General features: G+C 51.3%; 25 protein-coding genes. 16 read left to right on the top strand and 9 right to left on the bottom strand.

Annotation, left to right across the window (positions count from 1 at the left end):
- Positions 1 to 190: 190 nt before the first annotated feature.
- Positions 191 to 997, bottom strand: coding sequence for an exodeoxyribonuclease III (gene xthA / locus NMD08_RS15140; RefSeq protein ID WP_043016615.1), 807 nt, complete (start codon positions 995 to 997; stop codon positions 191 to 193).
- A 444-nt stretch (positions 998 to 1,441) separates the two neighbouring features.
- Here xthA and NMD08_RS15135 point away from each other — a divergent pair, with 444 nt between their 5' ends.
- The 7 genes from NMD08_RS15135 (at position 1,442) to ves (ending at position 9,228) form a co-directional block, all read left to right on the top strand.
- Positions 1,442 to 2,662 carry an aspartate aminotransferase family protein gene (locus tag NMD08_RS15135; RefSeq protein ID WP_151219000.1) on the top strand — a complete coding sequence of 407 codons (1,221 nt, stop codon included), beginning with the start codon at positions 1,442 to 1,444 and terminating at the stop codon, positions 2,660 to 2,662.
- Positions 2,659 to 3,693, top strand: a complete 1,035-nt coding sequence (gene astA / locus NMD08_RS15130; RefSeq protein WP_187252554.1) for an arginine N-succinyltransferase — start codon at positions 2,659 to 2,661, stop codon at positions 3,691 to 3,693. The genes NMD08_RS15135 and astA overlap by 4 nt, the downstream gene beginning before the upstream one ends.
- Complete coding sequence (gene astD / locus NMD08_RS15125) at positions 3,690 to 5,168, top strand: succinylglutamate-semialdehyde dehydrogenase (RefSeq protein ID WP_370618461.1); 1,479 nt, start codon at positions 3,690 to 3,692, stop codon at positions 5,166 to 5,168. The genes astA and astD overlap by 4 nt, the downstream gene beginning before the upstream one ends.
- A complete protein-coding gene (astB, locus tag NMD08_RS15120) occupies positions 5,165 to 6,508 on the top strand; it encodes an N-succinylarginine dihydrolase (protein ID WP_286545040.1) in 1,344 nt (447 codons plus the stop codon). Before astD ends, astB begins: the two co-directional genes overlap by 4 nt.
- Positions 6,501 to 7,466, top strand: a complete 966-nt coding sequence (astE, locus tag NMD08_RS15115; protein ID WP_370618459.1) for a succinylglutamate desuccinylase — start codon at positions 6,501 to 6,503, stop codon at positions 7,464 to 7,466. The genes astB and astE overlap by 8 nt, the downstream gene beginning before the upstream one ends.
- Positions 7,467 to 7,815: 349 nt before the next feature.
- A complete protein-coding gene (gene spy / locus NMD08_RS15110) occupies positions 7,816 to 8,301 on the top strand; it encodes an ATP-independent periplasmic protein-refolding chaperone Spy (protein ID WP_370618457.1) in 486 nt (161 codons plus the stop codon).
- 351 nt (positions 8,302 to 8,652) lie between these two features.
- A complete protein-coding gene (ves, locus tag NMD08_RS15105) occupies positions 8,653 to 9,228 on the top strand; it encodes an environmental stress-induced protein Ves (protein ID WP_151219105.1) in 576 nt (191 codons plus the stop codon).
- Here ves and cho read toward each other — a convergent pair.
- Together cho and nadE are read right to left on the bottom strand one after the other, a co-directional pair.
- Positions 9,188 to 10,075, bottom strand: a complete 888-nt coding sequence (gene cho / locus NMD08_RS15100; RefSeq protein WP_210904993.1) for an excinuclease Cho — start codon at positions 10,073 to 10,075, stop codon at positions 9,188 to 9,190. The two genes, ves and cho, sit on opposite strands and share 41 nt — an antisense overlap.
- A gap of 130 nt (positions 10,076 to 10,205) precedes the next feature.
- Positions 10,206 to 11,036, bottom strand: a complete 831-nt coding sequence (nadE, locus tag NMD08_RS15095) for an ammonia-dependent NAD(+) synthetase (RefSeq protein WP_210904994.1) — start codon at positions 11,034 to 11,036, stop codon at positions 10,206 to 10,208.
- Positions 11,037 to 11,246: 210 nt separating this feature from the next.
- On the opposite strand from nadE, the gene osmE reads away from it, so the two are divergent.
- The 7 genes from osmE (at position 11,247) to chbG (ending at position 17,158) form a co-directional block, all read left to right on the top strand.
- A complete protein-coding gene (gene osmE / locus NMD08_RS15090) occupies positions 11,247 to 11,588 on the top strand; it encodes an osmotically-inducible lipoprotein OsmE (RefSeq protein ID WP_003030621.1) in 342 nt (113 codons plus the stop codon).
- 298 nt (positions 11,589 to 11,886) lie between these two features.
- On the top strand, positions 11,887 to 12,207 hold the full coding sequence (gene chbB / locus NMD08_RS15085; protein ID WP_187252550.1) for a PTS N,N'-diacetylchitobiose transporter subunit IIB: 321 nt from the start codon (positions 11,887 to 11,889) through the stop codon (positions 12,205 to 12,207).
- A gap of 86 nt (positions 12,208 to 12,293) precedes the next feature.
- Positions 12,294 to 13,652, top strand: a complete 1,359-nt coding sequence (chbC, locus tag NMD08_RS15080; protein WP_187252549.1) for a PTS N,N'-diacetylchitobiose transporter subunit IIC — start codon at positions 12,294 to 12,296, stop codon at positions 13,650 to 13,652.
- Positions 13,653 to 13,706: 54 nt separating this feature from the next.
- A complete protein-coding gene (chbA, locus tag NMD08_RS15075) occupies positions 13,707 to 14,054 on the top strand; it encodes a PTS N,N'-diacetylchitobiose transporter subunit IIA (protein WP_003030618.1) in 348 nt (115 codons plus the stop codon).
- A gap of 10 nt (positions 14,055 to 14,064) precedes the next feature.
- A complete protein-coding gene (gene chbR / locus NMD08_RS15070) occupies positions 14,065 to 14,907 on the top strand; it encodes a transcriptional regulator ChbR (protein WP_286545341.1) in 843 nt (280 codons plus the stop codon).
- Positions 14,908 to 15,031: 124 nt separating this feature from the next.
- Positions 15,032 to 16,387 (top strand): 6-phospho-beta-glucosidase, encoded by a 1,356-nt coding sequence (locus tag NMD08_RS15065; protein ID WP_151219009.1) that lies wholly within the window; start codon positions 15,032 to 15,034, stop codon positions 16,385 to 16,387.
- Positions 16,388 to 16,399: 12 nt separating this feature from the next.
- On the top strand, positions 16,400 to 17,158 hold the full coding sequence (gene chbG / locus NMD08_RS15060) for a chitin disaccharide deacetylase (RefSeq protein WP_151219010.1): 759 nt from the start codon (positions 16,400 to 16,402) through the stop codon (positions 17,156 to 17,158).
- A 35-nt stretch (positions 17,159 to 17,193) separates the two neighbouring features.
- Here chbG and katE read toward each other — a convergent pair whose 3' ends face one another.
- On the bottom strand, positions 17,194 to 19,452 hold the full coding sequence (gene katE, locus NMD08_RS15055; RefSeq protein WP_370618454.1) for a catalase HPII: 2,259 nt from the start codon (positions 19,450 to 19,452) through the stop codon (positions 17,194 to 17,196).
- Between the two features lie 192 nt (positions 19,453 to 19,644).
- Here katE and cedA point away from each other — a divergent pair, with 192 nt between their 5' ends.
- Positions 19,645 to 19,908, top strand: coding sequence for a cell division activator CedA (gene cedA, locus NMD08_RS15050; RefSeq protein WP_151225369.1), 264 nt, complete (start codon positions 19,645 to 19,647; stop codon positions 19,906 to 19,908).
- 62 nt (positions 19,909 to 19,970) lie between these two features.
- On the opposite strand, the gene tcyP is transcribed toward cedA, so the two are convergent.
- The 4 genes from tcyP to hxpB form a co-directional block, all read right to left on the bottom strand.
- Entirely contained in the window at positions 19,971 to 21,362 is a 1,392-nt protein-coding gene (gene tcyP / locus NMD08_RS15045) for a cystine/sulfocysteine:cation symporter (RefSeq protein ID WP_151219012.1), read from the bottom strand.
- A 135-nt stretch (positions 21,363 to 21,497) separates the two neighbouring features.
- Positions 21,498 to 22,097, bottom strand: a complete 600-nt coding sequence (locus tag NMD08_RS15040; RefSeq protein ID WP_151219013.1) for a metal-dependent hydrolase — start codon at positions 22,095 to 22,097, stop codon at positions 21,498 to 21,500.
- A gap of 83 nt (positions 22,098 to 22,180) precedes the next feature.
- Positions 22,181 to 22,942, bottom strand: a complete 762-nt coding sequence (gene kduD / locus NMD08_RS15035) for a 2-dehydro-3-deoxy-D-gluconate 5-dehydrogenase KduD (RefSeq protein ID WP_151219106.1) — start codon at positions 22,940 to 22,942, stop codon at positions 22,181 to 22,183.
- Positions 22,943 to 23,074: 132 nt separating this feature from the next.
- A complete protein-coding gene (gene hxpB / locus NMD08_RS15030; RefSeq protein ID WP_286545031.1) occupies positions 23,075 to 23,743 on the bottom strand; it encodes a hexitol phosphatase HxpB in 669 nt (222 codons plus the stop codon).
- A gap of 167 nt (positions 23,744 to 23,910) precedes the next feature.
- On the opposite strand from hxpB, the gene NMD08_RS15025 reads away from it, so the two are divergent.
- Positions 23,911 to 24,447, top strand: a complete 537-nt coding sequence (locus NMD08_RS15025) for a YniB family protein (protein ID WP_187252547.1) — start codon at positions 23,911 to 23,913, stop codon at positions 24,445 to 24,447.
- A gap of 53 nt (positions 24,448 to 24,500) precedes the next feature.
- On the opposite strand, the gene NMD08_RS15020 is transcribed toward NMD08_RS15025, so the two are convergent.
- Positions 24,501 to 25,361: a fructosamine kinase family protein gene (locus NMD08_RS15020; RefSeq protein WP_043016598.1), complete on the bottom strand. Its 861-nt coding sequence runs from the start codon at positions 25,359 to 25,361 to the stop codon at positions 24,501 to 24,503.
- Positions 25,362 to 25,429: the final 68 nt, after the last annotated feature.

The raw sequence follows: 25,429 nt of genomic DNA, 5'->3' as shown, positions 1-25,429 counted from the left end.
ATGCGAGCTTCTTTTTCATGGGGGTTCTCCTGTAAAACTGAGTGCAATGCAGCATTTTCATCAGCGAAAAGTGCGCGCGAAGATATAGTAAAATTCCGACTACAACAATGAATTACCGTTGCTTTATTGATTTTGCACCAAATAAACACACTCTCCAGGCCTGGCCCGGAGAGTGCAAAAACGCAAAAGATTAGACGCGGAATTTAGCCCATACCGGCGCATGATCGGACGGCTTTTCCATGCTGCGAATTTCATAATCGATGCCGGTTTCTTCGCAGCGCTCCGCCAGCGGGTTGCTCGCCAGCAGCAGATCGATACGCAGGCCACGGTTATCGTCAAAGCCTTTTGAGCGGTAATCAAACCACGAGAACTGGTCGTTCTTTTCAGGATAGGCGTGACGGTAGGTATCCACCAGACCCCAGCCCAGCAGACGCTCCATCCACTCGCGCTCTTCCGGCAGGAAGGAGCATTTTCCGGTACGCAGCCAGCGTTTACGGTTCTCTTCGCCAATGCCGATATCGAGATCGGTTGGGCTAATATTCATATCGCCCATGATCAATACCGGATTGTCGCGCTTCAGCTCTGTCTCAAGATAGTTTTGCAGGTTCTGATAAAACGCGGCTTTGGCCGGGAATTTGGTTTCATGGTCACGGCTTTCGCCCTGCGGGAAATAACCGTTGATCACCGTGATGCTGCCCAGAGGAGACGGAATTTCCGCCATGATGATACGACGCTGCGCCTCTTCGCCATCGCCTGGGAAGCCACGACGCACCGCAATTGGTGTTTCTTTTGTTAACAACGCGACGCCGTAATGACCTTTCTGGCCATGATAAAAGACGTTATAACCGAGTTTTGCCACCTCTTCGAGAGGGAACATATCGTCGTGGACTTTTGTCTCCTGTAAGCCAATCACATCCGGTTGGTGTTTTTCGACAATGGCTGCCAGTTGATGGGGACGGGCCCGCAGGCCGTTGATATTAAAAGAGACAAATTTCATAGTCACTGCCACTTTGCAAGATGAATAGTGCAAGGATGGTAGCAGAATTTCTGCAGACTGACTGCTTCTTGTCACGTGATTCCAACAATGATTGCTAATGGTGTTAACGATGGAGCAAAAACTGCACCGTTTTGGCGCGAAGCGCGTCGGAATGGGGCAATAATTTCCGAAAAATTTCGTATACGATCACAATTCCAGAATTATATTTGGCGACTGAATAAAACTGCGTTTTTTCCTCTGTTTAGTCGCCTGATGCGCAAACATATTCACTTTATATGCACATATAGTGAATATCGTCACGTTGTAACTTGTTGATATTCCGTCCTGGACCTCCGTTTATGCACTTTTTTCGCTGGCTGGCACGAACCCTGCAATCTACATTTACACCGCAAACACTATATTTATTAACATATAAATAACCTTTTATTTACCGTTGAGGTCGCTATGTCTCTGTCAATTACGCGTGAAAATTTTGATGAATGGATGATGCCCGTATACGCTCCGGCCCCTTTTATTCCGGTACGGGGTGAAGGTTCACGTCTGTGGGATCAACAGGGTAAAGAGTATATCGATTTCGCGGGAGGCATTGCGGTTAATGCGCTGGGCCACGCACATCCAGCATTGCGTGAGGCATTAAACGACCAGGCGAGTAAATTCTGGCATACGGGAAATGGTTACACCAACGAGCCGGTATTGCGTCTGGCGAAAAAGCTGATTGACGCCACCTTTGCCGAGCGCATTTTCTTCTGTAACTCAGGGGCAGAAGCCAACGAAGCGGCGTTAAAACTGGCACGTAAATATGCTCACGATCGTTTTGGTAGCCAGAAGAGCGGCATTGTGGCGTTTAAAAATGCTTTTCACGGTCGCACGCTATTTACCGTCAGTGCTGGTGGTCAGCCTGCTTATTCACAGGATTTCGCGCCGCTGCCACCGGATATCCGCCATGCCGTGTATAACGATCTCGATTCTGCCAGCCAACTGATTGATGACAGCACCTGTGCGGTCATCGTCGAGCCTGTGCAGGGCGAAGGCGGCGTGGTGCCGGCAACAAACGCGTTTCTGCAGGGGCTGCGTGAATTATGCGATCGCCATAATGCGCTGCTGATTTTTGATGAAGTTCAGACCGGGGTTGGCCGTACTGGCGAGCTGTATGCCTATATGCATTACGGCGTTACGCCGGACCTGCTGACTACCGCAAAGGCGCTGGGCGGCGGTTTCCCTATTGGCGCACTGCTGGCGACAGAGCATTGCGCCAGTGTGATGACGGTAGGTACGCACGGTACAACGTACGGCGGAAACCCACTGGCCACTGCGGTGGCGGGTAAACTGCTGGAAATTGTTAACACGCCGGAAGTGTTGAACGGAGTCAAACAGCGACATGACTGGTTTGTGGAGCGTATTAGCGCCATTAACGAGCGTTTTGAACTGTTTAGTGAAATTCGTGGACTTGGACTGCTGATCGGCTGCGTGCTGAATGCGGAATATGCAGGGAAAGCGAAACTTATCTCACAAGAAGCGGCTGTCGCCGGGGTGATGGTACTGATTGCTGGTGCGAATGTGGTGCGTTTTGCGCCAGCGTTAAACGTCAGCCAGGAAGAAGTTGCTACCGGCCTGGATCGCTTTGCGCTGGCCTGCGAACGCATTAAAGCAGGAGGTTCATCATGATGGTGATTCGTCCCATTGAACGTGCTGATATCACCGCGTTGATGCAGCTTGCCAGTAAGACCGGCGGCGGATTGACCTCGCTACCGGCGAATGAAGCGACGCTAATGGCACGTATCGAACGTTCGCTACAAACCTGGCGCGGTGAGTTGCCCAAAAGTGAGCAGGGATATGTGTTTGTGCTGGAAGACAGCACCAGCGGAACCGTGGCGGGGATTTGCGCCATCGAGGTGGCAGTCGGGCTTAACGATCCCTGGTACAACTATCGGGTCGGTACTCTGGTGCACGCCTCGAAAGAATTGAACGTGTATAACGCGCTACCGACGTTGTTCCTGAGTAACGATCACACGGGTAGCAGCGAGCTCTGTACGCTGTTTCTCGACCCTGACTGGCGAAAAGAAGGCAACGGCTATTTGTTGTCGAAGTCGCGCTTTATGTTTATGGCCGCCTTTCGTGACAAGTTTAACGAGAAAGTCGTTGCCGAGATGCGCGGCGTGATTGATGAGCACGGCTACTCTCCGTTTTGGCAAAGCCTCGGCAAACGTTTTTTCTCAATGGAATTCAGCCGGGCGGATTTTCTCTGCGGAACAGGGCAAAAAGCGTTTATTGCTGAATTAATGCCCAAGCATCCTATTTATACCGATTTCCTGTCTGATGAAGCACAAAGCGTGATTGGTCAGGTACATCCGCAAACGGCACCCGCGCGGGCGGTGCTGGAGAAAGAGGGATTTCGCTATCGCAACTATGTCGATATTTTCGACGGCGGGCCGACCCTGGAATGCGATATTGACCGGGTGCGGGCGATTCGTAAAAGCAGACTGGTTGAGGTGGCTGAAGGGCAGCCTGCACAGGGGGATTATCCGGCTTGTCTGGTTGCCAATGAAAACTATCAAAACTTTCGCGTCATGCTGGTTCGTGCCGACCCGAATACTCAACGTCTGGTGCTGACGGCGGCACAACTGGATGCCCTGAAATGCCACGCGGGCGACCATGTACGTTTTGTGCGTCTTTGTGCAGAGGAGAAAACAGCATGACATTATGGATAAACGGCGACTGGGTAACAGGGCTCGGCGAGCGTCGGGTGAAAACCAATCCTGTCAGTGGAGATGTGCTGTGGCAGGGTAATGATGCCGATGCAACTCAGGTGGCGCAGGCGTGCCACGCAGCGCGTACGGCTTTTCCTGGCTGGGCAAGGCAGACTTTTGCCGCGCGTCAGGCGATTGTGGAGAAATTTGCTGCTCTGCTGGAAAGCAATAAAGCCGGGCTAACACAGATTATCGCCCAGGAAACCGGAAAACCTCGTTGGGAAGCCGCCACGGAACTGACGGCGATGATCAATAAAATTGCTATCTCCGTGAAAGCTTACCATGCCCGCACCGGAGAGCAGCATAGCGAATTACCGGATGGCGCGGCAACGTTGCGCCATCGCCCACACGGCGTGCTGGCAGTTTTTGGCCCATATAACTTCCCAGGTCATTTACCTAATGGACATATTGTTCCGGCACTGCTGGCAGGCAATACATTGATTTTCAAACCCAGCGAGCTGACGCCGTGGACCGGTGAAGCCGTGGCAAAGCTGTGGGCGCAAGCGGGATTACCGCCGGGCGTGCTGAACCTTGTACAGGGCGGGCGTGAAACGGGGCAGGCGCTGAGCGCGCTGGAAGACCTCGATGGTCTGCTGTTTACCGGCAGCGCCAATACTGGTTATCACCTGCATCGACAGTTATCTGGTCAGCCGGAAAAAATCCTCGCCCTCGAAATGGGAGGGAACAACCCGCTGATTATTGAGAACCCGGAAGATATTGATGCTGCTGTGCATCTGACCATTCAATCTGCGTTTGTTACCGCCGGACAGCGTTGTACCTGCGCTCGTCGCCTGTTAGTTAAAAAAGGCGCGCAGGGTGATGCGTTCCTCGCACGTCTGGTGGAAGTCAGCCAGCGTTTAATGCCCGGTAACTGGGACGCAGAACCGCAGCCATTTATTGGCGGGCTGATTTCCGAACAGGCCGCGCAGCACGTTTATGATGCCTGGCAGCGTCTGGAGTCGTTGGGTGGACGTACGCTGTTAGCCCCACGTCTGGTGAAAGGCGGAACATCACTGCTGGCTCCCGGTATCATCGAACTGACCGGAGCGGCGAACGTACCGGATGAAGAGGTTTTTGGCCCTCTGCTTGGCGTCTGGCGCTATGACAGCTTTGATGACGCGATTCGCATGGCGAACAACACCCGTTTTGGACTGTCTTGTGGGTTAGTTTCACCCGATCGCAGCCAGTTTGATCAACTACTGCTGGAGGTGCGGGCAGGGATCGTCAACTGGAACAAACCGTTAACTGGCGCGGCGAGTACAGCGCCGTTTGGTGGTGTAGGTGCTTCCGGAAACCATCGTGCCAGCGCGTGGTATGCCGCAGATTATTGCGCCTGGCCGATGGCAAGTCTGGAATCACCAGCCTTAACGCTGCCAACAGCGTTAAGCCCTGGCCTGGATTTTTCTCGTGAGGATAAGCGATGAAAGCCCGTGAGATAAATTTTGATGGTTTGGTGGGGCTTACTCACCACTATGCTGGATTGTCATTTGGTAATGAGGCCTCAACCAAACACCGTTTTCAGGTGTCGAACCCACGTCTGGCGGCGAAACAGGGTCTGCTAAAGATGAAAGCGCTGGCGGATGCGGGATTTCCCCAGGCGGTGATCCCGCCCCATGAGCGGCCTTATATTCCGGTGCTACGGCAGTTGGGATTTAGCGGCAGCGACGAACAGGTGCTGGGGAAAGTGGCGCGTCAGGCACCGCACTGGCTTTCCAGTGCCAGCTCCGCATCGCCGATGTGGGTGGCGAATGCGGCAACGGTCTGCCCTTCAACAGATGCGCTGGACGGGAAACTGCATCTGACGGTGGCGAATCTGAATAACAAGTTCCACCGTTCGCTGGAAGCGCCAACCACTGAAGCGTTGTTAAGGGCTATCTTTCGTGATGAGCATCGCTTTGCGGTCCATGGTGCATTACCCCAGGTGGCGCTTTTCGGTGATGAAGGTGCGGCCAACCATAACCGCCTTGGCGGGGAGTACGGCGGCCCCGGCGTACAGCTATTTATTTATGGTCGTGAAGAAGGGAATGCGTCCCAGCCGACGCGCTATCCGGCGAGGCAATCTCGTGAGGCCAGTGAGGCAGTCGCGCGACTGAATCAGGTCAACCCGCATCAGTGTATTTTTGCCCAGCAAAATCCGGATGTCATCGATCTTGGCGTGTTTCATAACGATGTGATTGCGGTGTCGAATCGCCAGGTGCTGTTTTGTCATCAGCAGGCGTTTGTCAGACAGCAGGCATTGTTGACGCAGTTGCACAGTCAGGTGGCAGGTTTTACGCCGCTGGAAGTCCCGGCTGCTGAAGTGTCGGTGCAGGATGCGGTGACGACCTATTTGTTTAACAGCCAGTTATTGAGTCGTGATGATGGCTCGATGATGCTGGTTCTGCCACAAGAGTGTCGGGAGCATGCGGGCGTGTGGCGGTATCTGAACCGTCTGCTTGAGGAAGACAATCCGATCGATGAGCTGCGGGTATTTGATCTGCGTGAAAGCATGTCCAACGGCGGCGGTCCGGCGTGTTTGCGCCTGAGAGTGGTGCTTACCCCTCAGGAGCAGCAGGCCGTGAATCCGGCGGTTTTCATGAACGATACGCTGTTTAACACGCTGAATAACTGGGTTGATCGATACTATCGCGATCGTCTTACCGCCGCCGACCTTGCTGACCCGCAACTGCTGCGCGAGGGACGTGAAGCTCTGGATACATTGACACAATTGCTTAGTCTCGGCTCGGTTTATCCTTTCCAACTGGAGAGGTCGAACCATGAATGATTTTCTGACCCAAACGCTTGCAGGGATAACCCCCGAGCAAACCAAGGGCACCGCTCGCGGTTTTTCATGGCAGTGGCTTGGCTACGGGATTCTGGAGCTGACGCCGGACGCACCGGTCGAACATTCTCTGGTGCTGTCAGCGGGGATCCACGGCAATGAAACGGCCCCGGTAGAGATCCTGGATTCATTGCTGTCCAGTCTGTTTCGCGGTGAGTTGACGCTGACATGGCGGCTGCTGGTGATTCTGGGCAACCCACTGGCGCTGGCGGCGGGAAAACGGTATTGCCATAGCGACCTGAACCGAATGTTTGGCGGCCGTTGGCAGGTTCTCGCCGCGAGTGATGAAACGCAACGTGCCCATGAGCTTGAGCTGTGTCTGGAAGATTTTTATACGCGCGCGCAAGAGTCAGTACGCTGGCATCTGGATCTGCATACCGCGATTCGCGGCTCACAGCATCTGCGTTTTGGCGTGCTGCCACAACGAAATATTGCCTGGGACGAAGATTTTCTGGGGTGGTTGGGAGATGCAGGACTTGAGGCGCTGGTGTTCCATCAGACGCCTGGCGGTACGTTCACCCATTTTAGCGTTGAACATTTTGGCGCGCTGGCCTGTACACTGGAACTGGGTAAAGCGCTACCGTTTGGACAAAACGATCTGTCCCAGTTTGCGCAGACGGCGGATGCGCTGGCGAAGCTGCTGCAAGGCGAGCGAATGCCTGCAGGAAAAACATCTACGCTGCGTTACCGCGTGGTATCGCAAATCACGCGACGTAGCGACGATTTCATTCTTCATATGGATAACCAGACGCTCAACTTTACCCCTTTTAAAGAGGGAACTTTGCTGGCGCAGGACGGTGATGAACGTTTTATTGTCACCCATGATGTTGAATACGTTCTCTTTCCGAATCCCAGTGTGGCCTGTGGTTTACGTGCCGGGTTGATGCTCCAAAAAATGTGATAAATATATATGCCCTGATGGTTTATTCCTAAGGGCTTATTTTTGCGTGCTGTTTTTATTTATTACGGATTATTCCTGGTGAATTGCTTTCTTAATAATCAGGGTTCAGGTATAGTTCTTCATAATCCTTTCAAAATCATCCTGTTGTGATTTTTTATTGCAACTCTGCGCAATTTATTCTTTTTTTCTTCATAATTGATGAGAATTTGTTTTTTATACTTTCACTGTTTTACCGTTACTCTGATTAATTGACGCTTAAGCCGGTAAAGTTAATCTCGTCAACACGACATCACATTGCATAAGAGTCGCATGAGTGTCGTAAAAATAACTGAAAGAAAGGATAGAAATTATGCGTAAACTGACTGCTCTGTTTGTTGCCTCTACTCTGGCCCTGGGCGCTGCCAACCTGGCCCACGCCGCTGACACGACAACAGCTGCGCCAGCTGATGCCAAACCGATGATGCACCACAACGGTAAATTCGCCCCGCATCACGACATGATGTTCAAAGACCTGAACCTGACCGATGCGCAGAGACAGCAGATTCGCGAGATCATGAAAGGTCAGCGTGACCAGATGAAACGTCCGCCGCTGGAGGAGCGTCGCGCGATGCACGACATTATTGCCAGCGATAGCTTCGATAAAGCGAAGGCCGAAGCGCAGATTGCGAAGATGGAAGAACAGCGCAAAGCCAACATGCTGGCGCATATGGAAACCCAGAACAAGATTTACAACATTTTAACCCCGGAACAGAAAAAGCAGTTTAATGCCAATTTTGAGAAGCGTCTGACAGAACGTGCGGCGCAGAAGGGTAAAATGCCACAAGCTGCCGAGTAATCGTTCAGCGTTTACACTAAATCATTCATGCTGTGTGTCCTGATTGCCGCACAGTGTGAAACCAAACTCAAGACCGCCGCTCTTGTCCACAATACGTTTATCGTGGTGGGCAGGATCGGCGGTTTTTTCTTTACCGCCTCTTGCACCGCGCTTGTGACACGTTATTCTCCTGAAGCCCGCGAAAATTCCACCGGGACGACGCGTCAGTCTTTTTTGCAAAACACCGGGTTCATCGCTAAGGCAAATCAACTCTGCTGCCGATAACAATAATCTGCAGGGTTAACATAACAATGATGATTTATGGCTGCCAGTTTACGGTGGGGTGCCGTACTGCGCCTTTCTGGAGGGATGATGGAATACTTCGATATCCGCAAAATGCCGGTCAATCTGTGGCGAAATGGTGCGGGAGAAACCCGTGAGATTTGCTGTTTTCCGCCAGCAACACGAGATTTTCACTGGCGGGCGAGTATCGCCTCCATTGCAGCCAACGGAGAGTTTTCTCTTTTTCCCGGCGTAGAACGCGTGATTACCCTGCTGGAAGGCGGTGAAGTGACCCTGGAAGAGTCGAACACCTTCACACATACCCTGAAACAGCATCAGCCTTTTACCTTTGCCGGTGACAAGGTGGTAAAAGCGAAGCTGACAGAAGGAAAGATGTCGATGGATTTCAATATCATGACCCGACGGGATGTCTGCCAGGCGAAAGTCAGAGTTGCCGACCGCACGTTTACGACCTTTGGTTCGCGCGGTGGCGTGGTATTTGTTATCAGCGGTGCCTGGCAATTGGGTGATAAGCTACTGACCGCCGATCAGGGGGCAAGCTGGCACGACGGTAAACACACCGTACGACTGCTGGAGCGCGAGGGAAAACTGCTGTTCAGCGAAATTAACTGGATGCCGGGCCATTCTCCGGACTCAGTTCAATAATGTCATATTGACCAGACAGAACAGGCCTGCAGAGAATTTTGTAGCCATCATGGTCAAAACCGGCCGGCATACGTGCCAGTGTTACCGCCTCATCAAGTGTTGAAACGGCTCCCAGCCACAGCCAGTTATTGATGATGTGGTACTGGGTCATTTCCGCACGGGTTTCCTGCAGCGCAATGGCGTTGTTCCACGGCCAGCAGATTACGCGCACTCTTTCCAGTGCTTCCAGCAGGCGCAAATGATGCGCTTCAGGGCTTTCTTTCCCGCAGCAGGCTCCGGCGCAGCGCTTAAGCGCGGAGCGAAAACAGGCGCGCCCGCGACTCAGGGGTTCCAGCGCCAACAGGCCATAGCATAGCTGTTGTTCATCGGCGAGGCTCTGCAGCGTCTGTAGTGCGGCTCGGCGATTAGCAAACAGGCCAAACAGATTGGTGGCATGGGAGAAGTCAATATCCCGTGCGTAGACAACCTGAACAGTCCGCTCGGTAAGCTGCAAGGCGCAAAGCTGACGATTACGCCGCAGCCTTTTGTTAAACAGTGGCTGCTGCTCTTTGATCAACCGCGCCTCCAGCAGAAGAGCGCCAAGTTCTCCAGCGGTGCAAATCCAGCTAATGCGCCTGGCCTGACGCAGCATACTTGCTTCATCAGCAGTACGCAGGTGCGCCAGCACACGGCTGCGAATATTGATGCTTTTGCCAATATAAAGCGGCATGGTGTCGCTATCACTGTGAAACAGATACACGCCGGGCGTAGTGGGAAGCGCACTCAAAAATGGGCGCAGATGCTCAGGATATTCATAGATTGCCGCTGCCTCAAAGGTCAGACGAGGGGCTGATTGACGCCGTACCACAGTTCACTCCGGATGCTGGTTATTCATCCAGTATAGCAGCCTGGCGGCGATTAAAAAAGCGGCATGAAGTAGCAGGCTAAGGGCAGTGAGCGGCAATCCTGAGGCACTCTGCCCTTATGAAAGAAAAGAATCAGGCTTTTTTCCAGAAATCATCAAACACGGTGATCGGCGTGCGACGTTTGTGCTCGGTTTTCACATACCAGGCTTCGATTTTCTTCGCGATGCTGGCATCCAGCGTTTTTCCCTCCAGATAATCGTCAATGTTGTCGTAAGTGACGCCTAATGCGGCTTCATCCGGCAGAGAAGGTCGATCATCCTCAAGGTCAGCGGTTGGCGCTTTCTTATATAAGTGCTCCGGGCAACCCAGCGCGGCAAGCAGCTGTTTACCCTGACGCTTGTTCAGACGGAAGAGTGGGTTAATGTCTGTACCGCCATCGCCGTATTTGGTGAAAAATCCGGTGATGGCTTCTGCTGCATGATCTGTCCCCACGACAACGCCGCTGGTCATGCCGGCGATACTGTATTGTGCCTTCATACGTTCACGGGCTTTTTCATTGCCGCGCACAAAATCGCTCAGTTCAATACCAGCTTCACGCAGGGCATGTTCACTGGCCAGCACCGCACCCTTAATGTTGACGGTGAGTACGCGGTCCGGTTGAATAAAAGCGATGGCGTCCTGGCAGTCCTGTTCATCAGCCTGAATGCCATACGGTAGGCGTACAGCAATAAACTGCAGTGCGTCATTGCCCGTTTCGTTGCGAAGCTCGGAGATCGCCATCTGGCATAGTTTGCCCGCGAGCGTTGAGTCCTGCCCGCCGCTAATCCCTAATACCAGCGATTTCAGAAAGGGGTAGGTCTGCAGGTAAGATTTCAGAAAATCCACGCTACGGCGAATTTCTTCTTCTGCATTAATGTGCGGTTTAGCGCCAAGCGCCTGGATTATCTCTTGCTGCAGAGTCATTTAACCCCCTGTGAAAAATAAAATGATCAAAAAAATGATGTGTTAAAGCTATCGCGTTGTGGCCCAAACGACAAGGGATGCGAGCCTGATATCGCAGCATTTTGTTTTAATAGAATTTTCCGAAACCGCCTAAGTATCATCTGATTGCTTGAAAAATGCGTTGTTGTGCTCCAGGCTTATATAACACGCTGAAATAAAAGAGGACGGAATATGAACAAGAATCTAACAGGAATTCTGAGCGCAGCGGCTGTTTTGACTATGCTGGCAGGGTGTACGGCCTACGATCGCACGAAAGACCAATTTGTACAGCCCGTGGTGAAAGATGTGAAGAAAGGAATGAGCCGGGCGCAAGTGGCGCAGATTGCCGGTAAACCTTCTTCTGAAGTCAGTATGATCCATGCGCGTGGGACGTGTCAGACCTACATACTGGGTCAACGAGATGGTAAAGCTGAAACCTATTTTGTTGCTTTAGATGATACCGGGCACGTGATTAACTCTGGTTATCAAACCTGCGCAGAGTACGATACCGACCCGCAGGCGGCGAAGAAGTAACAACTGTTTATTGCCTGAGCACTCAGAAGAACCGGCCATCGAGCCGGTTTTTTTGTGCCCCACGATCTTATTTATTGCCGCGAATTATTTGCCCGAAATGTGAGGGGGGTCATAACCACAGGTCAAGGAGAGACAATTTAGGTGGTCAAGGAAATACCATCCACCGGTGCAATCCCGTATACTCATTTCAGCCACCTAAAAAAGTAATTTAGCTGACGCAAGTTACCCAGAGCATGGATGCAGGTTATGGCTTGCGGAGTGTCTGGTTGACAGATAATCGCACATGAGGATCGTTTTAATGGAAAAGAAACACATTTATCTGTTTTGTTCTGCGGGCATGTCGACTTCATTGTTGGTTTCGAAGATGCGTGCTCAGGCCGAAAAATATGAAGTGCCGGTTATTATTGAAGCGTTTCCTGAAACGCTGGCCGGAGAAAAAGGACAAGCGGCTGATGTCGTGTTATTAGGTCCACAAATTGCTTATATGTTGCCCGAAATTCAGCGCTTGTTACCAAACAAGCCTGTGGAAGTGATTGACTCGCTGCTGTATGGCAAAGTCGATGGTTTAGGCGTGCTTAAGGCTGCTGTGGCAGCAATTAAAAAAGCCGCAGCAAATTAATTATTTTATTTTAATTTTCCCGTCAAAGAGTTATTTCATTAACATTCACCGCAATTATTAATTGCGGTATTTAAGGGTATTTTTCTATGAGTAACGCTATTGCTTCACTTGAAAAGGTACTCCTTCCTTTTGCTGTAAAAATTGGAAAGCAGCCACACGTTAATGCAATCAAAAACGGTTTTATTCGTTTGATGCCGTTGACCCTCGCAGGGGCCATGTTTGTATTAATCAATAACGTTTTCCTGAGCTTTGGGGAGGGGTCGTTTTTTTATTCAATGGGCATTCGACTTGATGCTTCAACTATTGAAACGCTTAATAGTTTGAAAGGCATTGGTGGAAACGTCTATAACGGTACGCTGGGTATCATGTCATTGATGGCGCCGTTCTTTATCGGCATGGCGCTGGCGGAAGAACGCAAAGTCGATGCGCTGGCTGCCGGTCTGTTATCCGTCGCCGCGTTTATGACCGTAACGCCATACAGCGTGGGTGAAGCCTATGCCGTTGGCGCAAACTGGCTCGGCGGTGCCAATATTATTTCCGGTATTATTATCGGCCTCGTGGTCGCGGAAATGTTTACCTTTGTGGTCCGTCGCAATTGGGTGATCAAATTACCTGATAGCGTACCGGCTTCTGTTTCGCGCTCCTTCTCTGCGCTGATCCCAGGTTTCATTATTCTCTCCATTATGGGGATTATCGCCTGGGCATTGAACACCTGGGGTACAAACTTCCACCAGATCATCATGGACTCCATCTCAACGCCGCTGGCATCGCTGGGCAGTGTGGTGGGTTGGGCGTATGTGATTTTTGTTCCCTTGCTGTGGTTCTTCGGTATTCACGGCTCGCTGGCGCTGACCGCGCTGGACAGCGGCATCATGACGCCATGGGCGCTGGAAAATATCTCTATCTACCAACAGTTTGGTTCCGTAGACGCCGCGCTGGAAGCCGGTAAGACGTTCCACGTCTGGGCGAAGCCGATGCTCGACTCCTATATTTTCCTTGGGGGTAGCGGGGCTACGCTGGGTCTGATCATCGCTATCTTTCTGGCATCCCGTCGTCCGGATTATCGTCAGGTGGCTAAACTGGCGCTGCCATCAGGCCTGTTTCAGATTAACGAACCCATCCTGTTCGGTCTGCCGATCATCATGAACCCGGTCATGTTTATCCCGTTCATTCTGGTGCAGCCGATTCTGGCGGCGATTACGCTGGCAGCTTACTACTCAGGTATTATTCCACCGATTACCAATATTGCGCCGTGGACAATGCCAACCGGTTTGGGGGCGTTCTTTAACACCAACGGTAGTGTCGCTGCTCTGCTGGTCGCGCTGTTCAACCTCGGCATCGCCACGCTGGTTTACTTGCCGTTCGTGGTGGTAGCTAACAAAGCACAGAATGTTATTGATCAAGAAGAAAGCGAAGAAGATATCGCTAACGCATTGAAATTCTAAATTTAATCCGGCATGGCTTCACGGTCATGCCGGACTGAACCAGAGGAAAAAAGTATGTTGGATATCGAGAACATCGTCGACACGCAGTCAGAAGCAGAAGAACTAGAAGAAGTGGTGATGGGCCTCATCATCAACTCCGGTCAGGCGCGTAGCCTGGCGTACGGCGCGCTCAAAATGGCCAAGCAAGGCGATTTCGAGTCAGCAAAGGCCATGATGGACCAGTCTCGCCTGGCGCTGAACGAAGCGCACCTCGTGCAAACGAAACTGATTGAAGGCGATCAGGGCGAAGGTAAAATGAAAGTCAGCCTGGTGCTGGTCCACGCGCAGGACCACCTAATGACATCTATGCTGGCGCGTGAGCTGGTAACTGAACTGATTGAGCTTCATGAAAAACTGAAATAACGAGGAGTGCATAATGCAGCTACAGATTAACGCACCGGAAATCAAAACCGTCTTTGAGCAACAACTGTTTAACGGCAAAAATTTCCATGTGTTCATCTATAACAAAACTGAGAGTATCAGTGGGCTGCATCAGCATGACTACTATGAATTCACCCTGGTTTTAACCGGGCGCTATTATCAGGAAATCAACGGCAAACGCGTATTGCTTGAGCGTGGGGATTTTGTTTTTATCCCGTTGGGATCGCACCATCAGAGTTTCTATGATTTTGGCGCGACAAGGATCCTTAACGTCGGTATCAGCAAACGTTTTTTTGAACAGCATTACCACCCGCTGCTGCCATTTTGTTTTGTTGCATCGCAGGTCTATCGGGCGAATAATTCGTTTCTTACCTACATTGAAACGGTTATTGCATCACTGAACTTTCGTGAGAGCGGACTGGATGAATTTGTCGAAGTGGTCACCTTCTACATTATTAATCGGTTACGCCATCATCGTGAAGAGCAGGTGTTAGATGATATTCCGCAGTGGCTTAAAATCACCGTCGAGACCATGCACGACAAACGACAGTTTAGCGAGAATGCGCTGGAAAATATGGTACACCTGTCCGCGAAATCCCAGGAGTACCTGACCCGTGCAACCCAGCGTTATTACAGCAAAACGCCAATGCAGATTATTAATGAAATTCGCATTAATTTTGCTAAAAAGCAGCTTGAAATGACGAACTATTCAGTAACGGATATTGCCTACGAGGCAGGTTACAGTAGTCCAAGTCTGTTTATTAAAACGTTTAAAAAGCTGACGTCATTTACACCTAATAGCTATCGTAAGAAATTAACTGAATTTAATCAGTAAATATTATTTACCAATAAACCATTTTTTATAGCTTGCCCAAAATAGCGTCGGGACAGCCACGCTATACCTGACAAACGGGTTGAGCATAATACACGTCAGTGTGTTGACACTGAAGGGAGAAAATATGAGCCAGAAATTAAAAGTCGTCACGATTGGTGGCGGGAGCAGCTACACCCCTGAATTACTTGAAGGCTTTATTAAGCGCTATCATGAATTACCGGTTTCTGAATTGTGGCTGGTTGATGTCGACGGTGGAAAAGAGAAGCTGGACATTATTTTTGACCTTTGTCAGCGTATGATCGACAAAGCGGGCATCCCAATGAAGTTGTTTAAAACACTGGATCGCCGGGAAGCGCTGAAAGATGCTGATTTCGTTACCACCCAGTTGCGGGTTGGGCAACTGCAAGCCCGTGAAAAGGATGAACGCATTCCCCTGAGCCACGGGTATCTGGGGCAGGAAACCAACGGCGCTGGTGGGCTGTTCAAGGGGCTGCGAACCATTCCGGTTATCTTTGATATTGTGAAAGATGTGGAAGAATTGTGCCCGAATGCGTGGGTGATCAACTTCACTAACCCAGCAGGGATGGTAACTGAGGCGGTTTATCGTCATACGAATTTCAAGAAATTCATCGGGGTATGTAATATTCCGATCGGCATGAAAATGTTCATCAGCGACGTGCTGGCGCTGAAAGAGAGCGATGACTTATCCATCGATCTGTTCGGTCTGAATCATATGGTCTTTATTAAGGATGTTCTGGTCAACGGTGTGTCACGCTTTGATGAACTGCTGGACGGCGTTGCGTCGGGTCAGTTGAAAGCCTCTGGCGTGAAGAATATTTTCGACCTGCCGTTCAGTGAAGGGTTGATTCGCTCGCTGAAACTGCTGCCGTGCTCGTATTTGTTGTACTACTTCAAGCCAAAAGAAATGCTGGCGATTGAAATGGGCGAATACTATAAGGGCGGCGCGCGCGCTCAGGTGGTACAACAAGTTGAGAAGCAACTGTTTGAGCTCTACAAAAACCCTGATCTGAACGTGAAGCCAAAAGAGCTGGAGCAGCGCGGCGGGGCCTATTACTCCGATGCGGCCTGTGAAGTGATCAATGCCATCTACAACGACAAACAGACCGAGCACTATGTCAACGTTCCTCATCATGGGCATGTTGATAATATTCCTGCCGACTGGGCGGTGGAGATGACCTGTACGCTGGGACGCAACGGTGCTACGCCACATCCACGTATTACCCATTTTGATGAGAAAGTACTCGGCCTTATCTATACCATTAAAGGCTTTGAAGTTGCGGCGAGCAATGCGGCGCTGAGCGGTGAGCTGAATGATGTGCTGCTTGCGTTGAATCTTAGCCCGCTGGTTCACTCTGACAGCGATGCCGAAATTCTGGCGCGTGAGCTGATTCTGGCGCATGAAAAATGGCTGCCAAACTTCGCCGGGTGCATCGAGAAACTCAAAAGCGAACAACACTAACTGGGGTCGGTTATGGAACGCGTACTGATTGTTAATGCGGATGATTTTGGCCTGAGTAAAGGACAAAACTATGGCATTGTTGAAGCCTGTCGTAATGGTGTTGTCACCTCGACAACGGCGCTGGTTAACGGCGCGGCAATTGACCATGCGGTACAGCTGAGTCGCGACATACCTGAACTTGCCGTCGGAATGCACTTTGTTCTGACGCTGGGTAGGCCGTTGACGGCAATGCCAGGCCTTACTCGTGAAGGGGTACTCGGGAAATGGATCTGGCAGATGGCAGAGGAAGACACTCTGCCACTGGATGAAATTTCACAGGAACTGGCCGCGCAGTATCAGCGTTTTATTGACCTGTTCGGACGGGAGCCAACGCATCTGGATAGCCATCACCATGTGCATATGTTCCCGCAGATTTTCCCTATAGTGGCCGGGTTTGCTGCCCAAAAGGGGATTGCGTTACGGATTGATCGTCAGACGGTATTTCAGGCGTCTGACTTTCCGCAAACGTTACGGACTTCCCAGGGATTCAGCAGCGAGTTTTATGGCGAAGCGATTTCCGAAGCGTTGTTCTTGCAGATGCTTGATGCGTCAGCAGACCGGGGAGAGTCTTCGCTGGAAGTGATGTGTCATCCGGCCTTTATCGATGAGATTATTCGTCAAAGTGCCTACTGTTACCCCCGCTTAACTGAGCTCGACGTGCTGACGTCTTCGTCACTGAAATATGCTATTGCGGAGCGCGGTTATCGTCTTGGCAGTTTTCTGAACGTGTAATTCCTGAGTTTGCGGCGCTTAATGCGCCGCATTTTTTAGGCAGGGATTGTGTCAACTTTTCCCGCGCGTGACCAGACGCGGTGCGCGGTCATCAGTGTCAGCAGAGCATCCATAAACTGTACGTCTGCACAGTCCGCTTCCACCACGCCTTCTTCTCCTTCATTTTTGATATTCAACGTTGCTTTAAACTGACGAGCATCACCAGCCAGGGCGATAGGTTTTAAGTGTTTATACGCTTCGAGTAAGTAATATCGGGCATCTCCGTTCATTGCGATATCCGCAATATTCCCACATGGAACAATGACCGCATCGACCGTCAGTGATGGCGAACCCGCAAAGGTACCGACGATAGTCAGGACGGAGCCATCGTCGGCTACCACATTACCCATTCGGGAATAGAGCAGTTTGGCGTGAACACCTTTGGCCTGTAGGGCTTGCATGATGGCGAGCAGGTCGCCCGACTTTACCTGGTCATTAAGTAAAATGGCGACTACGCGGCCCTTAATCTCACCTTTCGCCCCCGCATATAAACTGAGTGACGGCGCATTTTCCAAACCGTTGACGTTGGGCGGCGGCACAATTTGGGTCTGTTCCTCAGTGAGTTCAAAACCGAGATTCCCGGCAACCGCCACAGCGAGAGCAGTGTCAATATGGGCTAACTGTTCGACCACTCTTTCTCTGATATAGGGGCGCGTAACTTTACTGAGTTCGAAACTGAATCCGCCGATAATATGCTGCTGCTCAATTGGCGTCTGACTTAGCCAGAACAGGCGAGGCTGCGCATAGTATTCGCCAAAAGAGGGGCTGCGTTCGCGGATTTTGTTTCCTTCAATCCGTTCCTGATACGACTCAAATCCACCACGTTTTGGCCCCGGCGGTGTTTCACGCGGCCAGTTATCATTGATGGAATTCGGTTCATAGTTGGCTGGATTGGTATCAATGTCCATGCGATGCATGCCATCACGCTGGAAATTATGATACGGACAGGTTGGGCGATTAATTGGGATTTCATGGAAATTGGGACCACCCAGGCGGCTGATCTGGGTATCGGTATAGGAGAACAGGCGGCCTTGCAATAGGGGGTCATTGGTAAAATCGATGCCAGGGACGATGTGCCCGGGATGAAAAGCCACTTGCTCATTTTCGGTAAAAAAATTGTCCGGATTGCGGTTTAGCACCATTTTACCGACGACTTGGACCGGAACCAGCTCTTCCGGGATCAGCTTGGTCGGGTCTAGCAGGTCAAAATCGAACTTGAATTCGTCCTCTTCGGGAATGAGTTGTAGCCCCAGTTCATATTCCGGGTAATCGCCCGCTTCAATCGCTTCCCAAAGTTCGCGGCGATGAAAGTCGGGATCCCGACCGGTAAGTTTTTGTGCTTCATCCCATACCAGCGAGGCCTTGCCTGCCAGCGGTTTCCAGTGGAAACGGACAAAGGTGGCTTTCCCTTGATCATTAATCAACCGAAACGTATGAATGCCAAAACCTTCCATCGTGCGATAGCTACGTGGGATACCCCGGTCAGACATCGCCCATATAACGTTGTGCAACGTTTCAGGCTGTAATGAGACATAATCCCAGAAGGTGTCATGGGCGCTTTGGCCTTGCGGGATAGCCCAATGCGGCTCCGGTTTTACCGCATGGACAAAGTCCGGAAATTTATGGGCATCCTGAATAAAGAAAATGGGCGTATTGTTTCCCACCAGATCAAAAATACCCTCTTCAGTATAAAATTTGGTCGCAAATCCCCGTATATCTCTGACCGTATCCGCCGAGCCTGCGCCGCCCTGAACCGTAGAGAAGCGCACAAAAACCGGTGTAATTTTATTCTCGTCGCTGAGGAAGTCTGCTTTCGTCGTCGCGCTCAAGCTGGCATAAGGCTGAAAGTAACCATGCGCGGCAGAACCGCGGGCATGTACGATCCGCTCCGGGATGCGTTCATGATCAAAATGGGTGATTTTTTCCCGCAGGATAAAGTCCTCAAGCAGGGTTGGCCCTCGGTTTCCGGCGCGCAGAGAGTTTTGATCGTCCGCAATACGCACCCCCTGATTGGTGGTCAGAGCAGAATCTTCGCTTCCTTTACGAAAACTTTCCAGCGCATTGAGTTTGTCACTTCTGATGTCTGGCGCTTTTAAACTGCCGGACGTGGTTGGCTGCGCGCCCGGTGGAGTGGGTTCTGGTGTTGACCGGTGTGAACCGTCAGCTGGCGCCAGTGAGTCAAGTCCTGGCTGGGATTCGCTGGCATCATGAACCGGCGCTGAGTGATGGAGTGGGTGCTTATCATTCTGTGACATTAAACTCGTCTCCTGTTTTCATTGCTGAAAGGGTCGTTGCTGCTGTCAAAAGCTTTAACTATAGACCACTCACTCAATGGCGCAGGTGCGGGCCGATGGCGTAAAGCGCGATGAAACAGACAAACCGCGCACGCAAGGCAGGACGCAAGGGGGCGAAATCGGCTAAGATAGCAGTTTTCTGATTTTTAGAATTTGTCTTTAGTGAAGCAATTGATTATGAAACCTCTTCGCCAACAAAATCGTCCAGTTATCAGCTATGTTCCGCGCGTGGAGCCCGCGCCGCCAGAGCATGCGGTTAAAATGGATGCGTTTCGTGACGTATGGATACTGCGCGGAAAATATGTCGCTTTTGTCTTAATGGGGGAGGCATTTCAACGTTCGCCTGCATTTACGGTCCCGGAATCAGCGCAACGTTGGGCTAATCAAATTCGCCAGGAAAATGAACTAAGCGAGTAATGGATATAAAAAAACCGCCGGAGCATGACACTCCGGCGGTTTTTTGTTTTCAGCTATCAGGCTTAGCGATGCGCCAGTTCAGCGTTATCGTCGCTGTCCAGAATCGTTTTATCGGTTTGCTTCAGCCATTGGCTGGTCAGCGTACCGGCAGTCATGGAACCGCTTACGTTCAGGGCGGTACGACCCATATCGATCAGTGGCTCAACAGAGATCAGCAGGGCAACCAGCGTGACCGGCAGACCCATTGCAGGCAGGACGATCAGCGCAGCAAACGTTGCACCGCCTCCTACACCCGCAACCCCTGCAGAACTGACCGTCACAATACCTACCAGTGTGGCAATCCACATTGGGTCCAGTGGGTTGATCCCGACGGTCGGTGCGACCATTACTGCCAGCATAGCCGGGTACAGACCCGCACAACCGTTCTGACCAATCGTGGCACCAAAAGAGGCGGCAAAGCTGGCGATAGATTCAGGCACGCCCAGACGACGGGTTTGCGCTTCAACGTTCAGCGGAATTGAGGCTGCGCTGGAACGGCTGGTGAAGGCGAATGTCAGCACCGGCCACACCTTGCGAAAGTATTTCAGCGGACTAACGCCGTTAATACCCAGCAGGATCCCGTGAACCACGAACATAATTCCCAGGCCGAGATAAGAGGCCACGACGAAGCTACCCAGCTTAATGATGTCCTGCAGGTTGGAACCGGCCACCACTTTGGTCATCAGCGCCAGAACACCGTACGGCGTCAACTGCATCACCAGACGAACCAGCTTCATCACCCAGCTTTGCAGGGTATCGATAGCGATCAGGACGCGCTCGCCTTTTGGCGCATCATCTTTCAACAGCTTCAGCGCGGCAACACCGAGGAATGCTGCGAAGATGACCACGCTGATAATCGACGTCGGGTTAGCACCGGTCAGATCGGCAAACGGGTTTTTCGGGATAAACGACAGCACCAGCTGCGGAACGCTGAGATCAGCCACTTTGCCAACATAATTGGTTTCAATAGCGTTCAGACGTGCAGTTTCGGCACCACCTTGTACCAGTCCTTCGGCGGTCAGGCCGAACAGGTTGGTCACCAGAACCCCGACCAGTGCGGCAATCAGCGTAGTAAACAGCAGCGTGCCGATGGTGAGGAAGCTGATTTTACCTAACTGAGAGGCGTTGTGCAGACGTGCAACGGCGCTGAGAATGGACGCAAATACCAGCGGCATAACAATCATTTGCAGCAACTGTACATAACCGTTGCCTACAATGTTGAACCACTGTACGGAATCTTTAAGAACCTGGCTGTCGGAGCCATAAATGGTATGCAGGGCGAGGCCAAACACCACACCCATGACCAGACCGACCAGTACTTTTTTGGCCAGACTCCACTGTTTGTGCCGGGCTTGCGCCAGCACGAACAGCAGCACTATGAACACGATAATGTTCGCGATTAAAGGAAAGTTCATCCCCGTTCTCCTGATCTTATTATGCGTATCACCGTGTGAAGGTGATTCTGTTGGCGCAAGATTAGCAGAACTGTGACATGCCTCTTATATTCAAATGGAATTGTTTATACCAAAAATGACATTTTGGCTGGTTTATTAGTCAACCTGGTGCGTTATAAAGCGATTAAACTGCATTTGTAGTGTATTAATCATCTGTGATGACCAGCGTATCGCGCTGTTCTCCTGTACGGTCTGCGGCATCCAGATTGCCCACGCGAACAGCGCCATGCACAGAAACCGTTCCAGTTGGTTACCTTTTTGCGGCACGAGGATGGGCAGACGAAAACGCCAGCGGCAGGGCCAAAGCAGGGGAACGCCAGCTGGAGTCAGCATGTCAGCCAGAATGTGACTGAGATAACCGAGAACCATACCTTGTAAGGCATCTGCCGGGATTATCCAGGTATCAGGGACTTTCAGGTAAAACGTGGTCAGTAGGGCAAAAACCGCCAGCAGGCTATGCGTAAATCCGCGATGACCAAATGCCCTGGCAATGGGTTTAGATATCCACTTCAGACGCTGTCCCAGCAGGGATTTGGGATGATCAATATCCGGCAGCAGGCACGTTAAAATGGCTGAAGGAACAATATGCCACCAGTCACCCTGCGCAAGAACGGGCGTTAGCTCGGCATTCTTGGCAAATACCGCACAGGCAATAGAAAAAAGAAGGTGACCTTCCGCCGTCATGATAAAACCCAATAAACTGTCGATTCATACAGTATAGGGGTTTTATACAGTAGGCGGAAGAGGTGACGTTGTAACCCTTTGTCACAAGTGTGTCTTTACCGCGCCAACCACCCGCCATCTACGGCCAGCGTATGGCCGTGAATATAGTCAGAGGCAGAGCTAGCGAGGAAAACGACCGGGCCTTTCAGGTCATCAGGCGTGCCCCAGCGTTCGGCGGGGATACGATTGACAATCTCCTGATTACGCTCGCTGTCTTCGCGTAGTTGCTGGGTGTTATTAGTCGCCATATAGCCGGGCGCGATGGCGTTGACATTAATTCCCAGAGCCGCCCATTCGTTAGCCAGCTGGCGGGTGATACCCAGAACGCCGCTTTTGGATGCGGTATAGGAAGGCACGCGGATACCACCCTGAAAAGAGAGCATTGAGGCAATGTTAATGATTTTTCCGCCGTTGCCCTGAGCCAGAAACTGGCGCGCCGTGGCCTGTGACAAAAAGAAAACGGATTTAAGGTTCAGGTTCAATACGTCATCCCAATCCTTTTCGCTGAAGTCCAGCGCATCCTGACGACGTATGGTTCCCGCATTGTTGACCAGAATATCGACCCGGCCAAACGTTGACACTGTTTGCGTGACGATGCTGGTGATCGTTTCCTGTTGACTGAGGTCGGCCTGAATTGCCATAAAACGTCGACCGATCGCGTTAATCTTCTCTGCGGTTTCATGCGGTATTTTGCGATTCACGCCGACCACATCGCAGCCTGCTTCGGCCAGCGCTACAGCCATACCCTGCCCAAGGCCGGTATCACACCCGGTGATGATGGCGACTTTGCCCTCGAGACGAAAAGCATTCTGCATTATGTCCACCTCAACTATTTATGTCATCAACGCTAACGATAGGGGAAGAATAGGAGAGGTTAAAGAGAAATACAATAAAAATGAAATGGTGTTTTAAAAAAAAAGTGGGCAATGCGATCATTGCCCCTGGCAGGATTAGCCGCGCAGATCTGCGACAGTCAGTTCGGTGAGCGAGGTCAGCTTAACGTCGGCAAGAACGAAGCGGGGATCGTGCTGATTTTCATGCGCAGGTACTACGATGGAACGCATGCGGGCGGCTTTCGAAGCAATCATACCGTTCACCGAGTCTTCCAGCGCGACGCAGTTTAAAGGGTCAATGCCCAGTTTTGTGGCGCAATCGAGATAAACCTGCGGGTGTGGTTTGCTGTAGGGCAGTTTTTCCGCAGAAGCCAGTGCGTCGAAGCTGTTGCGCAGATCAAACATGGTCAACACTTTTTCCAGCATATGCAGCGGCGAAGCGGATGCCAGACCTACTTTGATTCCCTGTGATTTGCATAACGCCACGGCTTCGCGCACCCCTGGCAGCAGCGGCTTCGTTTCTTCAACCAGCGCAATTGCGCGGGATATGATGCGCTCGGTGACTTCCTGGCGTGAAGGTCCGTTCCACGGTTGCTGCGTAAACCACAAATCAACCACCATGTCGATGCGTAAGCCCAGGGTATCGGGAAGTTCATGGCGGCGGGAGATATCAACGCCTAAACTTGCTATCACATCCAGTTCGGCCTGATCCCAGAGCGGTTCAGAATCGACCAGTAATCCATCCATATCGAAAATTGCAGCAAGAATTTGACGCGGGGTTGACATTACAACCTCTCCTTTACGGTAATAAAAGGGATTAAGAGCCCGTCTGGACAGGCTTTGGGCGTTTATTATGGCTAATTCAACAGTATACTGCCTTTAAAGATCAGGCGAAAATGGTTATCAACGGGTAAACTTAGGCCAAAATGACACGTCTTTATCAAGGGGAACTCATGACGTATCAACAAGCTGGACGCATTGCTGTCTTGAAAAGGCTGGTGGGATGGGTAATTTTCATTCCCGCGCTGATTTCAACACTGGTTTCAGTACTGAAGTTTATGTATGCGCACAGCGAAAAGCAGGAGGGAATTAACGCGGTCATGCTCGATTTTGCCCATGTAATGATCGATATGATGCGGGTTAATACCCCTTTTCTTAACGTGTTTTGGTATAACTCGCCGACGCCCGATTTTCAAAGTGGACTGAATCTCGTCTTTTGGCTGATTTTCATCCTGATTTTTATCGGTCTGGCGTTGCAGGATTCAGGCGCCAGGATGAGCCGTCAGGCGCGTTTTTTACGCGAGGGCGTTCAGGATCAACTGATTCTGGAACAGGCAAAAGGCAGTGAAGGGTTAACGCGAGAGCAGCTTGAGTCGCGTATTGTGGTTCCGCACCATACGATCTTTTTACAAATTTTCCCGCTGTATATTTTGCCGGTGATCGTTATCGTAATCGGCTACTTCTTCTTTTCATTGTTGGGCTTTCTGTAAGTGCTGCACGTTCAGGCCTGTCGCATTGTGAACCGCCAGGCCTGATAAGCGTGCTAAGCTGCCAGTAATCTGTCCAGTGCCTTCTGCGCCACAACCAGATGCTGCCCCCCAAACAGAATTGCCCGATTCAACAGCGTATAGAGCTGATAGACAGGTTGTCTGTCGAGAAAATCTAATGGTAACGGCGACACAGACTGATAACCGTCATAAATTTGCGGCGGCTGATCGGTGTGTAACGGTAGCATTGCCAGATCGCACTCCCGGTCTCCCCAGTAGCAGGCAGGGTCAAAGATATAGGGACCGTTCGGGCCGAGGGCACAGTTTCCTGACCACAAATCACCGTGCAGGAGAGACGGCTGCGGCTGATGTGAAGACAGACGCTGCTGAACATGCTCGACAATGGCGTCGATATTGCCAAACGCAATGCCTTTTTCCGCGGCGAGCTCCAGTTGCCAGCCAATACGCTGCTCGGCAAAAAAGGTCGACCAGCGACGTTGCCAGGTATTAGGTTGCGGCGTGGTTGAGAGCGCATTATCGAAGTCGAGCCCGAACTGAGGCTGATCGCTCCATTCATGCAAATGCGCAAGCTGTTGACCGAGGATAAAGGCGTTGTGCGCATCAAGCGGGCGGGGAGGGAGGAAATCCATCACCAGAAAGCTGTAATCTCTGTCTGCACCTACCGCCCAAACTTTCGGCACAGATACGGTTTGACTGCGTGAAAGTAGCTCCAGCTGATCGGCTTCCGCCGTAAAGCCGGTTAACAGCTCTCTTTCATCGCATTTGACGAAAAAATCGCGCCCCGCATAGCGTAAATGCCATGCGGCGTGGATCTCTCCGCCGGGCAGTTCGTTACGCAGTTCGATTTCGCCTTCACCTAATTGCTCGCTTAAAAGACGACTGATAGCCTGCCACATGATGTCTCTCCCCATGTTGTCTGCCAGATCATAAGGTTAGCGCAAGAATGCGGTTAAAAAACACGAAC

The sequence above is a fragment of the Citrobacter meridianamericanus genome (assembly GCF_041320245.1).
GTDB lineage: Bacteria > Pseudomonadota > Gammaproteobacteria > Enterobacterales > Enterobacteriaceae > Citrobacter > Citrobacter meridianamericanus.
The sequence above is the reverse complement of the archived record's forward strand: the minus strand, read 5'-3'. Positions and strand labels throughout refer to the sequence as shown.